Annotated in this window: 12 protein-coding genes; 10 read left to right on the forward strand and 2 right to left on the reverse strand. The window is 45.0% G+C overall.

The window, feature by feature from the left end:
• The first annotated feature begins 49 nt into the window (after positions 1–49).
• Positions 50–1,693, forward strand: a complete 1,644-nt coding sequence (groL, locus tag LOR49_RS14355) for a chaperonin GroEL (RefSeq protein ID WP_240377488.1) — start codon at positions 50–52, stop codon at positions 1,691–1,693.
• 400 nt (positions 1,694–2,093) lie between these two features.
• Here the strand turns inward: groL and LOR49_RS14360 are convergent, their stop codons facing one another.
• Positions 2,094–4,331 carry a molybdopterin oxidoreductase family protein gene (locus tag LOR49_RS14360; protein ID WP_240377489.1) on the reverse strand — a complete coding sequence of 746 codons (2,238 nt, stop codon included), beginning with the start codon at positions 4,329–4,331 and terminating at the stop codon, positions 2,094–2,096.
• Positions 4,332–4,346: 15 nt separating this feature from the next.
• Positions 4,347–4,790 (reverse strand): hypothetical protein, encoded by a 444-nt coding sequence (locus LOR49_RS14365; protein WP_240377490.1) that lies wholly within the window; start codon positions 4,788–4,790, stop codon positions 4,347–4,349.
• Positions 4,791–5,508: 718 nt separating this feature from the next.
• On the opposite strand from LOR49_RS14365, the gene modA reads away from it, so the two are divergent.
• The 9 genes from modA to LOR49_RS14410 all read left to right on the forward strand — a co-directional run bounded on the left by modA (position 5,509) and on the right by LOR49_RS14410 (position 13,619).
• Entirely contained in the window at positions 5,509–6,300 is a 792-nt protein-coding gene (modA, locus tag LOR49_RS14370) for a molybdate ABC transporter substrate-binding protein (protein ID WP_240377491.1), read from the forward strand.
• 18 nt (positions 6,301–6,318) lie between these two features.
• Positions 6,319–6,999, forward strand: a complete 681-nt coding sequence (modB, locus tag LOR49_RS14375) for a molybdate ABC transporter permease subunit (protein WP_420830486.1) — start codon at positions 6,319–6,321, stop codon at positions 6,997–6,999.
• Positions 7,000–7,015: 16 nt separating this feature from the next.
• Positions 7,016–7,651, forward strand: coding sequence for an ATP-binding cassette domain-containing protein (locus LOR49_RS14380; RefSeq protein WP_240377494.1), 636 nt, complete (start codon positions 7,016–7,018; stop codon positions 7,649–7,651).
• 218 nt (positions 7,652–7,869) lie between these two features.
• A complete protein-coding gene (locus tag LOR49_RS14385) occupies positions 7,870–8,847 on the forward strand; it encodes a quinone oxidoreductase family protein (RefSeq protein WP_240377611.1) in 978 nt (325 codons plus the stop codon).
• A gap of 23 nt (positions 8,848–8,870) precedes the next feature.
• Positions 8,871–9,545: a GntR family transcriptional regulator gene (locus LOR49_RS14390; protein ID WP_240377495.1), complete on the forward strand. Its 675-nt coding sequence runs from the start codon at positions 8,871–8,873 to the stop codon at positions 9,543–9,545.
• Positions 9,546–9,552: 7 nt separating this feature from the next.
• Positions 9,553–10,704 carry an LLM class flavin-dependent oxidoreductase gene (locus LOR49_RS14395; protein ID WP_240377497.1) on the forward strand — a complete coding sequence of 384 codons (1,152 nt, stop codon included), beginning with the start codon at positions 9,553–9,555 and terminating at the stop codon, positions 10,702–10,704.
• Positions 10,705–10,738: 34 nt separating this feature from the next.
• Positions 10,739–11,317, forward strand: a complete 579-nt coding sequence (locus LOR49_RS14400) for an amino acid synthesis family protein (protein ID WP_240377499.1) — start codon at positions 10,739–10,741, stop codon at positions 11,315–11,317.
• Positions 11,317–12,111, forward strand: coding sequence for an alpha/beta fold hydrolase (locus tag LOR49_RS14405; RefSeq protein WP_240377501.1), 795 nt, complete (start codon positions 11,317–11,319; stop codon positions 12,109–12,111). Before LOR49_RS14400 ends, LOR49_RS14405 begins: the two co-directional genes overlap by 1 nt.
• 23 nt (positions 12,112–12,134) lie before the next feature.
• A complete protein-coding gene (locus LOR49_RS14410; RefSeq protein ID WP_240377503.1) occupies positions 12,135–13,619 on the forward strand; it encodes an aldehyde dehydrogenase in 1,485 nt (494 codons plus the stop codon).
• The last annotated feature ends 7 nt before the right edge of the window (positions 13,620–13,626 follow it).

A 13,626-nucleotide genomic window follows, 5' to 3' on the forward strand; every position in this document is an offset into this window, starting at 1 on the left:
AGGGTGCGAACCCTACATACATGTATTTAAATAATTGGAGGTTGAGAAAATGGCTAAAGAAATTCAATTTCGTGAAGATGCCCGCCGTGCGATGAAACGCGGGGTAGACGAGCTCGCTAATGCTGTCAAAGTAACACTTGGGCCAAAAGGCCGCAACGTTGTACTTGAGAAGAAATTCGGATCTCCATTGATCACAAACGATGGTGTTACGATCGCAAAAGAAATTGAGCTTAAAGATCACTTCGAGAACATGGGAGCACAGCTCGTATCCGAAGTCGCCAGCAAGACGAATGACATTGCCGGTGACGGTACGACTACGGCAACTGTTTTGGCGCAGGCTATGATCCAAGAAGGACTGAAGAACGTAACATCCGGCGCTAATCCAATGGGACTGAAAAAAGGAATTGAAAAAGCAACCCAGACAGCAGTCAGCGAACTGCAAAAGATTTCGAAGCCAATTGAAAGCAGTGAATCAATTGCTCAAGTTGCAGCTGTTTCTTCTGGAAGCGACGAAATTGGACAAATTATTTCCCAGGCAATGGATCGCGTCGGAAATGACGGTGTCATTACTGTAGAAGAATCCCGCGGGCTGGAAACAGAGCTCGAAGTAGTAGAGGGTATGCAGTTCGACCGCGGCTATGCTTCTCCGTATATGGCAACTGATACTGAAAAAATGGTTGCTGAATTGGACGATCCGTATATCTTGATTACAGATAAGAAGATCTCCAACATCCAAGAAGTATTGCCAGTGCTTGAGCAAGTTGTCCAGCAAAGCAAGCCAATTCTGATCATCGCAGAAGACGTAGAAGGCGAAGCACTTGCAACACTCGTGGTGAACAAGCTGCGCGGAACCTTTAACGCAGTTGCGGTGAAGGCACCAGGCTTTGGTGACCGTCGTAAAGCAATGCTTGAAGACATTGCCCTTCTTACTGGCGGCCAAGTTATCACGGAAGACATCGGTCTTGATTTGAAATCCGCTACGATTGAACAGCTTGGACGCGCAAGCAAAGTTGTTGTGAATAAAGACGACACTACCATTGTAGAAGGCGCAGGAAACCCTGAAGACATCGCAGGCCGCGTGAACCAAATTCGCGCTCAAATCGAAGAAACTACTTCTGATTTTGACCGTGAAAAGCTGCAAGAGCGCCTTGCTAAGCTTGCGGGCGGTGTAGCAGTGGTGAAAGTCGGAGCTGCTTCCGAAACAGAAATGAAAGAAAGCAAGCTTCGCATTGAAGACGCACTGAACTCTACACGCGCAGCAGTTGAAGAAGGTATCGTATCCGGCGGTGGTACTGCCTTGATGAACGTATATCAAGCAGTTAAAGCGCTTGACGCAGAGGGTGACGAAGCGACTGGTATCGGCATCGTCCTCCGTGCTCTCGAAGAACCACTCCGCCAGATCTCACAAAACGCTGGCCTGGAAGGTTCTGTCGTCGTAGAGCGCATGAAGAGCGAAGAAGTAGGAATCGGCTTCAACGCCCTTACTGGCGAATGGGTGAACATGATCGACGCTGGTATCGTGGACCCTACAAAAGTAACTCGTTCTGCGTTGCAGCACGCCTCTTCCGTTTCTGCCATGTTCTTGACAACCGAAGCTGTTATCGCTGACGAGCCTGAAGAAGAAGGCGCCGGCGGTGGAATGCCTGATATGGGCGGCATGGGCGGCATGGGTGGAATGGGCGGCATGATGTAGTGATTGCTTGAAATCCCTATACATCAAGGGTTTGGTAACTGCATCACCCAGTGCTAACATTTTGCTCACATTGAGAATATTAACAGAGGCTTCTCAATAGTTCACTAAACTATTGAGAAGTTTTTTTATTTCTCCTTAGTCCACTTGATCGAATTCCCCATCTCTATATCAAGCGATTACTAGATACCTCGTAAAGTAATAGATCGCTTTTTTAACTTTTATTCCCTCGTAAGTCGGATTATAATAGACCTTCCGGTTGCCTATGGCGGTGGTAGTGGCGGAAGGTAACTTTTCGCTGGATCTGACACCAGTACAGATCGTCCTTCTCCTCGTATGTCCAATAGAAAAAGGGCTGTTAAAAGGTCATGTCTTCATAACCTTTTGATACAGCCCCATTTTATTAACCTTCCAATTTTTCAATGCGACAGATGGATTGTTTCAGGATGGGTTGATGGGATAGCGGATCGATTACATCCCCGGTTAACTCGTTGGCTGGTTGTTCGTTCTGCCATTCGCCAAAGTGAAAAGGAATGAAGACATCGCCTTGTTTTACTTCCTTGCTTATTTTTACTGGTACTTTGATGGCACCGCGAGGAGACTGAACTTGCACTTTTTCCCCGTCCTCCACGTTCAGTGAATCTGCATCTTGTTTGTTAAGCTGCACAAAAGCTTGAGGTGCCTTTTCTTCCAGGTCGGCCACTCGGCCAGTTTTGGTCCGGGTGTGCCAGTGCCACAAGAGACGCCCAGTATTCAGCCACAGTGGATAATCTTCCCTTGGTTTCTCCGGTGAACCCAAATGATAGGTCGGGTGGAAAATGGCCCGTCCGTTTGCCTGTATATCTTTGAATTCTTTTTCGGTCTTTGGTCGGCCAGTGACGATGTCTTTACCATAACTTTGACAGTACTCTGGGGTTGTTGCAAACTCCCCGTCTTCATACAAGCGTACAGTACCAGTTGGGTTATCTTCCGGTGCCGGCCAGCGGATGCCATTCTCTTTTTCTAGAAGGTCATACGTCATTCCCGACATATCACTTGGCCGTCCTTTGGATACTTGCTTCCATTCCTCAAAAGCTTCTTCCGGTGTGGAGTATCCTACCAATGGTTTACCATCCTTATCCTCCAGCTCCATCCTTCTGCTGAATTCTACTAGGATCTCAAAGTCGGTTTTGACACCTTCCGGGGGCTCTACGGCCTTACGTAACACATTGATGGTCCGATCCGCGTTTTCCATTGTTCCTTCTTTTTCACCCCACATGGCAGGAGGGAGGACAATGTCCGCTACTTCTGTTGTTTCAGTCAAAAACGGATCTTGAACAACAACGAAGGCTTTCTCCATTGCAGCCCTTGCCCTTGGGAGGTTTGGCAGGGATACAAGCGGATTGGTATGGATATTCCAGAAGAATCCGATCTGGCCTTTTTCCATTAATTCTATCTGTTTGATAATTCCTTTTTCAGGGCCGACAGCCAGGGAAGACTCTTCAACATTCCACAGTTCTGCAATCTCACGAAGATGATCCGGGTTCTCCGGATTGCGGTTGCCCGGATAGGTTCCCACTCCGCCTACTGTACGGTTGCCCGAGGAACTTGGCTGACCTGCCATATGAAGTGGACCGCTGCCCGGTTTGCCTATCAGCCCCCTCATTAAGTGAAGGTTGTTGATAGCCACACAGGCTGCTGTTGCATCACTGCTTTGAAATGCACCCTGGAGGGTGGTGGAAATCAGACTCTCTGTCCGTCCGAGCTGTTCTGCCGCTTTTCGGAGCATGCCAACCTCTATGCCCGTCTCTTTGCTTGTTTTCTCTAGTGTCCAGTCCTGGACGGATGCTTTCATTTCTTCAAATTGAACCGTATGTTCTCCAATAAACTCTTTATCCAGCCAGTCGTGGAAGATGACTTCCCTAATCAAACCATTCATTAAAGCTACATTGGTGGCCGGCCTCAATGCCAAATGCAGATCGGCCTCTTTAGCTGTGAGGGTCTCCCTGGGATCCACAACAATCAGGTAAGGTTTTCCTGTGGTTCTTTTCCGTTCCATGATCCGTTCGAAAAAAACACTGCCGGTTTCGGCTGGGTTATGACCGAACAACATGATAGTGTCCGCTATGTCCAGGTCTTCAAAGGAAGCTGGAACACCATCAGAACCGAATGACTCCAGCAGACACCATTCTGTCGTAGCCGTACAAAGGCGAGTGTTGGCATCAAGCAGGTGAGTGCCGATCCCGGCTCTGCCGATTTTAGCAATCGTATAGTAATCTTCGAGGAAACCTTGACCGGTGGAATAGATAGCCACTCCGTCACCGCCATTTTTTTGGATCACTTCCTTCGCTTTTTGGACCATAAGATCCATGGCTTCCTCCCATGTCGCCTTCTCCAGTTTCCCTTGGTCATTCCGTATTAAAGGTTGGAGCAGACGGTCTGGACTATTGTTTGGCTGCCATTGGTATTCTGCCTTGGGATCAAGTCTTCCTAGATTGATGGAATGGTCTTTATTTCCTCTGACCCCGGCAATCTTTCCATCCTTGACGGCAATCTCACATCCACAGCCGATCGAGCATAGGTTACAGGTGCTGTGTACCCATTTGTCTATACCATCTTTGCCATCGATGTTTTGGTCAGTTTTTTGCTCTCCCCAAGCCATGATGAAAACCTCCTTTTAATTTTCCGCGTATAATGTAGGAACGACATACGGGATATGCGCGTCCTTCATAAAATCTTCTTCGACCGGCAGTGCTTCTTCCAATTCCTCTTTCATCTCGTTGAACATCCGCTCCATCTCCTGCAGTGTCTGTTCCTCCAGCAATTTATTCTGGCTGCAAATCCGCTTCCAGCCTTGGAAAATAAGTTTTTCCGTTTCATCATCCCGGTAAATGATATCCAACCATTCGACCAAGTCGGAATACTGCGGTACATCTTCTTTGGCCAGATATGGCAGAAGTTTGTCCAGGTTTTCCTGTTTTTCCTGAAGAATCAAGTGGACTCTTTCTTCCAGCGGATCTTCCGGGAAATATCGGTGACTAAGCAGTCTGTCCGTCAAGTCCTTAACTTTAGACAAAGCCTTGTACATATGATCGATTTCCTGACGTTTTTGTGCATTCAAAATTATCCCTCCCGAGAAAATTTACTTGGCAGGACCTATATAGTTCATCGGTACATTGCTTGATGCAATAGCTGTGTATATATTCCCGTTGGAATGTTACTTAAACAGGGGGGGAGATTGAGAGTCTGATAAGGAGGAGGGCGGATGCCTTTCGTGCGAGGGGGAAAAGTACCCGAAAAGCCTGTGCTTACTTACCCTGAATAACCGGTAATACAGCATAAGTTGATAACGAAGTATAATACTGTTATAATGAAAAAGGAATGCTTACCGAATCAACTTGAAAAATATCATGGATGATATGAATTATCTGGCGTTCTTACGCTTTAGTTAAGGACTTAATCACACTGGAACGGCTTCGGAGCCGTAAGGATGTACGAGAGGAAGGGCTTACGTCGTTTGGGTTTTTATTAAAATGGTTAGGATATAGCCGCGGCAATTGATCTTAAGATTAATAATAATTACAAGTTGCTTAAATATTCGTCTAGTATTTACAGAGTCATCATTTGAATGGTGGCTTTTTTTATTTCAGTGAATCTGTTTTTCTGCACGATATCCATAACGTTCTATAATTTAACTTCGTCAAATGGTCTGTTTTTGTTTGTAAGAAATCCGAGATTGTTTAAAAGGGTGAGGTGGGGACGGTCTCCTTCTTTTCCGTTTCACATTTCCTTGTATGCATTTATAATTAGATATAACTACATATAATTGGGGGAGACAAATGAATCGCTTGATAGCGTTATTGTTGGGAATGACGGTTTTTATGACCGGTTGTGGCAACGGGGAGGAGAACGGAGCTCGGCAAGATCAAGAGATGGATGATTCGGCTTCGTTAACCATATCAGCAGCTGCGAGTATGACAGATGCGTTGGATGAGGTACAAGAGCTGTATGAAGAAACTCATGATACCGTGTTAACGTTTAACTTTGCAGGCTCTGGCAAGCTGGCACAGCAGATACAACAAGGTGCACCGGTGGATGTTTTCATTTCGGCGAACCAGGAGTGGATGGACAGGCTGGAAGAAGAAGAGCTGGTCGCAGTAGACACACGTACCGATGTTACAGGCAACAGTATCGTGTTGATTGCCGGGAAAGACTCTGATTTAGCATATGATTCGATTTCAGACATAAAAGTGGGGAAACTCGACCAAATCGCTATTGGCAATCCGGAAAGTGTGCCAGCTGGAAAATATGCGAAACAGTCTCTTCAAGCCGTCGATATATGGGATTCGGCGGAGAAAGCAGTCGTATTAGCCAAAGACGTACGCCAAGTGCTTACTTATGTAGAAACCGGGAATGCCGAGATCGGTTTTGTCTACCACAGCGACGCTTTATCATCAGACAAGGTTCAAGTGTTGACGAAAGCGGAAATGGAGACCCATGATCCGATTATTTATCCGGCAGCTGTAACGACGGACTCGGAACAGCAAGAGGCAGCAGGAGAATTTATCGAATTCCTCCAGGGCGAAGAAGCACAAGCCATTTTTGAAAAATACGGATTTGAAAAAAATTAGGTGATACACGTGGCAGGCATTGATTTTACACCGCTTTGGCTTTCTTTTAAAACAGCAGCTATCGCGACGGTGATCGTATTTATTATCGGGGTATTCCTGGCAAGAATAATCGCCCGCCATCATTTTTTCGGGAAGAGCGTTGTCGAAGCGTTTTTTCTGCTTCCGCTTGTTCTCCCGCCCACCGTCGTCGGTTTTGGGCTCCTCATGTTGTTTGGAAAACGCGGACCGTTCGGCACCTTCCTCGACAAGTGGTTTGATATGCAAATCGTCTTCACATGGAATGCTGTTATCCTCGCAGCTGTGGTCGTCTCCTTCCCTCTCATGTACCAGAGTGCCGCAGCAGCTTTTCAACAGTTCGATGCGAATGTGGAAAAGGCAGCCTACACGATGGGCGCTTCCAAGTGGAAAGTCTTCTGGACCATCTCTTTCCCACTCGCCTGGCCAGGTCTCTTGTCAGGCCTTGTCCTCGCATTTGCACGCGCTCTCGGAGAGTTTGGAGCGACGCTCATGCTTGCCGGCTATATTCCAGGGGTGACAAATACGATCCCACTTGCGATTTACTTTGAGGTAGAAGGCGGTAACACCGAAATGGCGTCATTCTGGGTCGGAATCATTGTTGTACTTGGTTTCAGTGCCATTCTCTGGCTTAATTGGTGGAGCAGGCGGAATATGATGCGACATACTAAAAAAACAAGCTAGATCGTGAGGGTTACGTATGCTGGAAGTGTCAGTACAAAAACAATTGTCTCATTTTGATTTACATATTTCCTTTACAACCGACGCGGAAATAATTGTACTGTTCGGACCGTCCGGATCGGGGAAGACAACCGTGCTGGACTGTATTGCTGGATTGGTGAAGCCAGACAATGGGTTCATCCGTTTGCAAGAGCGAACGTTATTCGCGGAAAAAATTTCGCAACCCATTCAAAAACGCAACATCGGCTATTTATTCCAAGATTATGCGCTCTTCCCGCATAAAACCGTATGGAAAAACATTGCATATGGCATGAAGGACAGCAATCTTGCCCGCGGTTTAATGCAGGAGCTTCGCATTGAACATCTCCGTGATCATTATCCGGCCCAAATATCTGGTGGCGAAAAACAGCGTGTGGCGCTCGCTCGTGCACTTGCCACCGCACCGAATTTACTGCTTCTTGATGAACCCTTCTCCGCTCTAGACGACAGCACTCGTGAAAAAAGTCACGCCGAACTGCTCCGCCTTCAAAAGGACTGGAAGATCCCCGTTATTCTTGTCACCCATTCAAGGGAAGAAGCGGAAAAGTTAGGCGATCGTATTCTGTTCGTGGAAGACGGTAAGCTTGTAAGGGAGGAGACAAAAAACTTTAGTTAGAAAAAACATATGGGTAAGATACATAACGATACATTCCTTACCCGTATAATGAATAAAAAAAATTGTAAAAAAAATCGCATAAAAGTTATTGACAAATACATAATAGTCAGTTATTTTTAAATTACCTTGTATGGTACATACAACATGCAAGGAACAATCATTATTCGTATTTTTTTATTCCAACAACTTGTATGGTACATGGTAGAGGAGGGGTTGTCCTGAAAGCAATTGTTGTAGAGAAAACGGGAGCTCCAACAGAACTGGTCTACAAAGAGGTAGAACAGCCTGTCATAAATGAAAACCAAGTTTTAATTAAAGTCAAAGCAGCTAGTGTTAACTATGCTGATGTGAAAATGAGAAGCGGTACGTATCCAGGAAAGTTGAGTTTACCATTCACCCCTGGACTTGATTGCAGTGGAATAGTGGTAAAAACGGGTGCAAATGTTACTCATTTACAAGAGGGCCAGCATGTCATCGCGTTTCCGGCAGGCGGATCATACGCGGAGTTTGCAGTGGCTGATGAGAGAATGACATTTGCTATTCCAGATGCAGTCGATTTCAAGAATGCGGCCGCCTTTCCAATTGCAGCTTTTGTTTCCTATGAGTTATTATTCCGCGCTGCACGGATTCAGCCAGAGGAATTTTTGCTCATTCATGCAGCAGGCGGAGGAATTGGAACTACAGTTATTCAAATGGCAAAAAACGCTGGATGTAAGCGTATTATCGCCGTATCTGGAAATGAGGAAAAGACACAAATTGCAAAAGAAATGGGAGCCGATTGGGTGATAAATCATCAAGACAAGGACTTTGAAAGAGAAGCTGCCGCGATAACTGGCGGTCAAGGTGTGGATGTCATTCTGGATTCCATCGGCGGAGAGTTTTTCCATAAGAACATGCAGATTTTAGCATCCTTCGGCAGATTGATTTACTTTGGTAATGCAAGTCAAGAAACAGCCAAAGTAGATATAAGCGAATTGTATCCAAGCGGAAGAACGATCACGGGCTACAGTTTTGGAAAGGTTAGGAAAGAACGTCCGGAAATGGTCAAAGAAATTGCCAATAAGGTAATCCCAATGTTGGCCGAGGAAAGGATCAACATAAATATATCCAAGGTGTACCCGATGTCAGATGCTGACAAAGCTCATGAATGGGTAGAAAGCCGAAAGAGTACAGGGAAGTTAATTTTGGTACCATAGGGTTAAAAGGCTGAAAGAGGTGCATGAAAATAGCGATTTCGACGATTAGTATCACTGCTCAAGTTACCGAGACAATCAGAAAAGCGATTGTAAAAGGGGAATACGAACCAGGTGAGAAACTTTCAGAATCTGCTTTATCTAAGCATTACGGTGTGAGTCGTACCCCCGTAAGAGAAGCGTTAAAACAATTAGAAAGAGAAGGGTTAGTAGAAATCAGCCCGCGGGTTGGGACTCGTGTTACTAAGCCGACAGAAAAAGAATTAAACGAATTGTTCACAGTAAAAGAATCTTTAGAGGGGCTGGCAGCTGGATTATTAGCTGAGAGACAGGACCAAGTAAAGATAGCAAAAATTGAACAATCTGTCATCAACATGGAAAAAGCTGTAGAAGAAAATGATCATGATTTGTATGTGACATCCAACAGTATTTTTCATGAAACGATCTTGGAAGGAGCAGACAACTCCAAACTTAGCTATTTACTTGAACTGCTTTTGAATCAAATGCCGTATCAACGGTATGTGTATTTAAGCATCGAGGTGCCAGAACGTCTGCATCAGTCATTACAAGAACATAAAAACGTGTTGGCTGCACTTAAATCTGGCGATCCGCTGAAGGCTGAAGAAGCGATGAAGGCCCATGTTAAAGCAAGCGGGCTTCAACTGAAAAAAGGGATAGCTCAAAAATTATTAAAGGGGTGAGAGAACAATGAAATTCGGTATTTTTGCGAATTTGAACGGTCAAGGCAGATTGGATGAGTATGGCAAGGTGTTAGAGGAAGCAAGAGAACAGGCGGTTTATTGCGATGAAAATGGGTATGATTCCATCTGGTACACGGAGCATCATTTTGGTCATGAAGGTAATGAGTTGATTTCTAACCCCATTCTAATGGGAGCCGATATTGCAGCACGAACGAAAAATATTCGAATTGGCCAAGCAGCTAACGTAGCAACTTTTTGGCATCCGCTACGGTTAGCGGAGGACATTGCGATGCTCGATCAATTGAGTGGGGGCAGAGTAGAAATCGGATTAGCGCGAGGTTTGTACGGTAGAGAAGCAGCCAATTTAAATGAGAATGCGGACCCGACAAATCAAGCCCAAAACCGTAAATTGTTCGAAGAAACCTATGACATTCTAAAGAAAGCGTTATCTAACCGCTTCTTCTCCCATAAAGGTGAATTTTATGAATTCCCTCCACAGGGACTGAAGTGGAGCCATCCGATGAGTCCGGCCTCCGAAGAATTTATGGATATGGAGAAGGGAGAAATCAATAAAATATCGCTTGTCCCAAGACCTGTCCAGCAGCCACATCCACCAATCTGGCAGACGATTGATTCACCTCGTTCTATTAAAGCGGCTGCGGAAGAGAATATTAAAGGGATTTTCTGGATGCCGACAGTGAAAGAGCTAAAGAACCGCTTTGAACTATATAAAGAGACGGCATCGAAGGCGCAAGGCAGAGACGTTCCCATGGGAGAAGGAATAGCACTAGTTCGTGACGTTTATGTTGCTGATTCCATGGAACAGGCAAGAAAAGATGCAGGTGAGGCTGTGTTAAATAACTACCGCTGGATCTGCCATTGGAGAGGATTAGGAAATCTGCTTGATCCTGGTGAAGAGCTTCAGCCGGGCCAAGAATTAACCTACGACTTTCTCCATCACCGGAACCTATTATTTGGTACACCTGAATATGTAGCCGAGAAAATCCAAGAGTTGAAAGAAGAATTGAATGTTGAGCACTTGTTGCTGTGGGTGGATCATAATGGGTTAAGCCATGAAAAGAAAATGAGAAGTTTAAAGTTATTCACTGAGGAAGTTATGCCAAAGTTCCAGAAAAGTGAAGTGACAAGTAATCAATAAAACTAATTTATATTCCAACAGGGAGGAAACGACTATGTTAGAAATCAGAAAAGTATTTACAGCTATTGAGGAAACGCGTGTGGAAGGTGGAAAAGAATTAGAAACGCCAATTAAAATCGTTGCGTCGATGGCGGTTATAAAAAATCCATGGGCTGGCAGAGGATTTGTTGAGAACTTGAAGCCGGAAATCGATGAATATGCTCCGGAATTAGGTGAACTTTTAACGGGTGAGCTGCTTCAAGCTATTGGTTCTCCAGATAATGTAGAAGCGTTTGGAAAAGCAGGCGTTGTAGGAGTAGACGGCGAAATTGAGCATGCTTCTGCTTTTATTCACACGTTGAAGTTTGGGAATAAGTACCGCGATGCTGTAGAAGGAAAAAGCATTTTAAGCTTTACTAATAAAAGAGGTGGAGCCGGAACAGCGATTACTATTCCGATGGTACACAAGAATGATGAATCGAAGCGTTCTCACTATATTACCTTTGAAACTATGATACCAGATGCACCACGTGCTGATGAGATTATTGTAGTGATCGGTGCATCAACAGGAGGACGTCCTCATCCACGGACTGGGGATAGACACACAGATATGAAGGAAATGGGTCTTGTATAATGCAAGCCGAAGATCGTAAAGGATTGGCAACGTACTGGCAAGAGAAAGGCAGTGGAGAGCCAGTGATATTAATACATGGTGTGGGAATGGACCACACCATGTGGCAATATCAAACGGAGTTTCTCGCTTCTTATTACCGTGTTATCACTTACGATATGCTTGGGCATGGAAACTCGGGAAAACCGGGCGGCGAGTATAAACTCGATCATTACGTTTCTCAGTTGCTAGGATTGATGGATCAATTATCTCTCGATCAAGCCCATATTGTTGGCTTCTCGATGGGAGGAATGGTTGCTCAGTTATTCGGAATTATACATCCGGACAAAGTGAAAACGCTTACCTTCATGAACGCTGTGGCGAACCGTTCAGAAAAGGAACAGCAAGCCGTCAAGAATAGAGTGAAACAAGTTGAAAGAGAAGGCCATCAATCCACGATTGATGCTGCGATTGATAGGTGGTTTAACGAGGATTACCGCAAGAACAACCCAGATTTAGTGGAAAAAGTAAGAGAACGGTTGAAAAACAACGATGCCGACGCTTATTTAAAGTCATATAAGGTGTTTGCTGCAGCTGATCAGGAAATTTGGCCACAATTAAATGAGATAAAGAAACCAACACTTGTTATAACAGGAGAAGGGGATGTCGGTTCTACGCCGCTCATGGCAGAGGACATCCATGAACAGCTTTCAAATTCTGAACTCGTTATTTTCCCAGGATTCAAGCATATGCTGCCCATGGAAAATTATGAAGCTGTCAACGAAACGATCTTTCGTTTTATTGAAAAACACAGATAGGGTTCGTTAGGAGGACGTTATTGATGGAAGCACTAAAGAAGTATGACATGTATATTAACGGGGAGTGGACTGCTTCCTCCGACGGTCAGTATTTTGAAAGTTTCAATCCGGCAACTGGACAGCCGTGGTGCTATGTTGCGCAAGGTACTTCGGAAGACGTGGAAAGGGCTGTGAAAGCAGCAGACAATGCCTTTTATAACAAAGACTGGGCAGACATGACATATACAAAAAGAGGGCATTTACTGCGCAAACTCGGTGATCTATTATCCGAGAATGTCGAAGAACTTGCGGAATTTGAAACGCGAGATAATGGGAAGCTAATCCGGGAAATGAAAGCACAGTTAACTTACATGCCTGAATTCTTCTATTACTATGCAGGCCTTGCTGACAAAATCCAGGGTGAAACATTACCGATTGACAAAAAGGATATGTTCGTCTTTTCGGAAAGAGAGCCTTTAGGTGTGGTAGTAGCTATTACTCCTTGGAACTCCCCTCTTTATCTAACTTTTATTAAACTGGCTCCCGCTTTGATTGCCGGGAATACGATTGTGATCAAGCCATCTGAGCATTCTTCAGCTTCATTGCTTGAGTTTACGAAGTTAATAGAGAAGGCTGGATTTCCCCCTGGAGTGGTTAATATAGTGACGGGCTTTGGGGCTGATATTGGCGATTCATTAACCTCCCATCCTTTTGTGAGCCGAGTAGCGTTTACCGGTGGAGAAAAGACAGCCAGGAACATCGTTAGGAATTCCGCTGAGAATTTTGCCCAATTGTCTTTAGAATTGGGAGGCAAGTCACCTAATATCGTATTTGATGACGCTAATTTGTATAACGCAGCGATGGGCACCATTGCAGGGATATTTGGCGCGACTGGTCAAAGCTGTGTAGCTGGCTCAAGATTGTTCCTTCATCAAAAGATATACGACGAGTTTATGGATATTCTCGTGTCTCGAGTAGAGAAGATAAAAATTGGGGATCCGATGTCTGCGGATTCTGAGATTGGCCCAGTTGCCACGTTAAATCAGTTGGAAAGCATTGAAAGGTATGTAGAAACAGGTTTGGACGAAGGTGGGAAGCTTCTACTGGGAGGAAAGCGGCCTGAGCATATGAAAGAGGGCTGGTATTTTGAACCGACTATTTTTGAGCACACAGAACACAATGGCTGTATTACCAAAGAAGAAATATTTGGTCCAGTGTTAAGTGTCATGCCATTCTCTGAGGAAGAAGAAGTTATCAAGCTCGCGAATAGCACTGACTACGGGCTGGCAGCTGGTATTTGGACGAATGACATAGGTAGAGGACATCGACTCTCGAAACGGTTGCGCGCAGGGATTGTCTGGGTAAATACGTATCGTAGCATCTCACCAATCGCACCAATTGGCGGATCAAAACTCAGCGGTTATGGACGAGAAGGTGGGCTAGAATCAGTTCATGACTATACCCAGAAGAAAACAGTGTGGATAAACACTTCATCTGCCCCTATGTCTGATCCATTTATTATTCGATGAGTTTGAT

The organism is Bacillus piscicola (genome assembly GCF_022458745.1).
Taxonomy (GTDB): domain Bacteria; phylum Bacillota; class Bacilli; order Bacillales; family Marinococcaceae; genus Alteribacillus_A; species Alteribacillus_A piscicola.

Bases quoted from the DNA above. Each gene is read 5' to 3' on its own strand.
- groL (WP_240377488.1), top strand. From the start codon at position 50: ATGGCTAAAGAAATTCAATTTCGTGAAGATGCCCGCCGTGCGATGAAA.
- LOR49_RS14360 (WP_240377489.1), bottom strand. From the start codon at position 4,331: ATGGCTTGGGGAGAGCAAAAAACTGACCAAAACATCGATGGCAAAGAT.
- modA (WP_240377491.1), top strand. From the start codon at position 5,509: ATGAATCGCTTGATAGCGTTATTGTTGGGAATGACGGTTTTTATGACC.
- LOR49_RS14380 (WP_240377494.1), top strand. From the start codon at position 7,016: ATGCTGGAAGTGTCAGTACAAAAACAATTGTCTCATTTTGATTTACAT.
- LOR49_RS14390 (WP_240377495.1), top strand. From the start codon at position 8,871: ATGAAAATAGCGATTTCGACGATTAGTATCACTGCTCAAGTTACCGAG.
- LOR49_RS14395 (WP_240377497.1), top strand. From the start codon at position 9,553: ATGAAATTCGGTATTTTTGCGAATTTGAACGGTCAAGGCAGATTGGAT.
- LOR49_RS14400 (WP_240377499.1), top strand. From the start codon at position 10,739: ATGTTAGAAATCAGAAAAGTATTTACAGCTATTGAGGAAACGCGTGTG.
- LOR49_RS14405 (WP_240377501.1), top strand. From the start codon at position 11,317: ATGCAAGCCGAAGATCGTAAAGGATTGGCAACGTACTGGCAAGAGAAA.
- LOR49_RS14410 (WP_240377503.1), top strand. From the start codon at position 12,135: ATGGAAGCACTAAAGAAGTATGACATGTATATTAACGGGGAGTGGACT.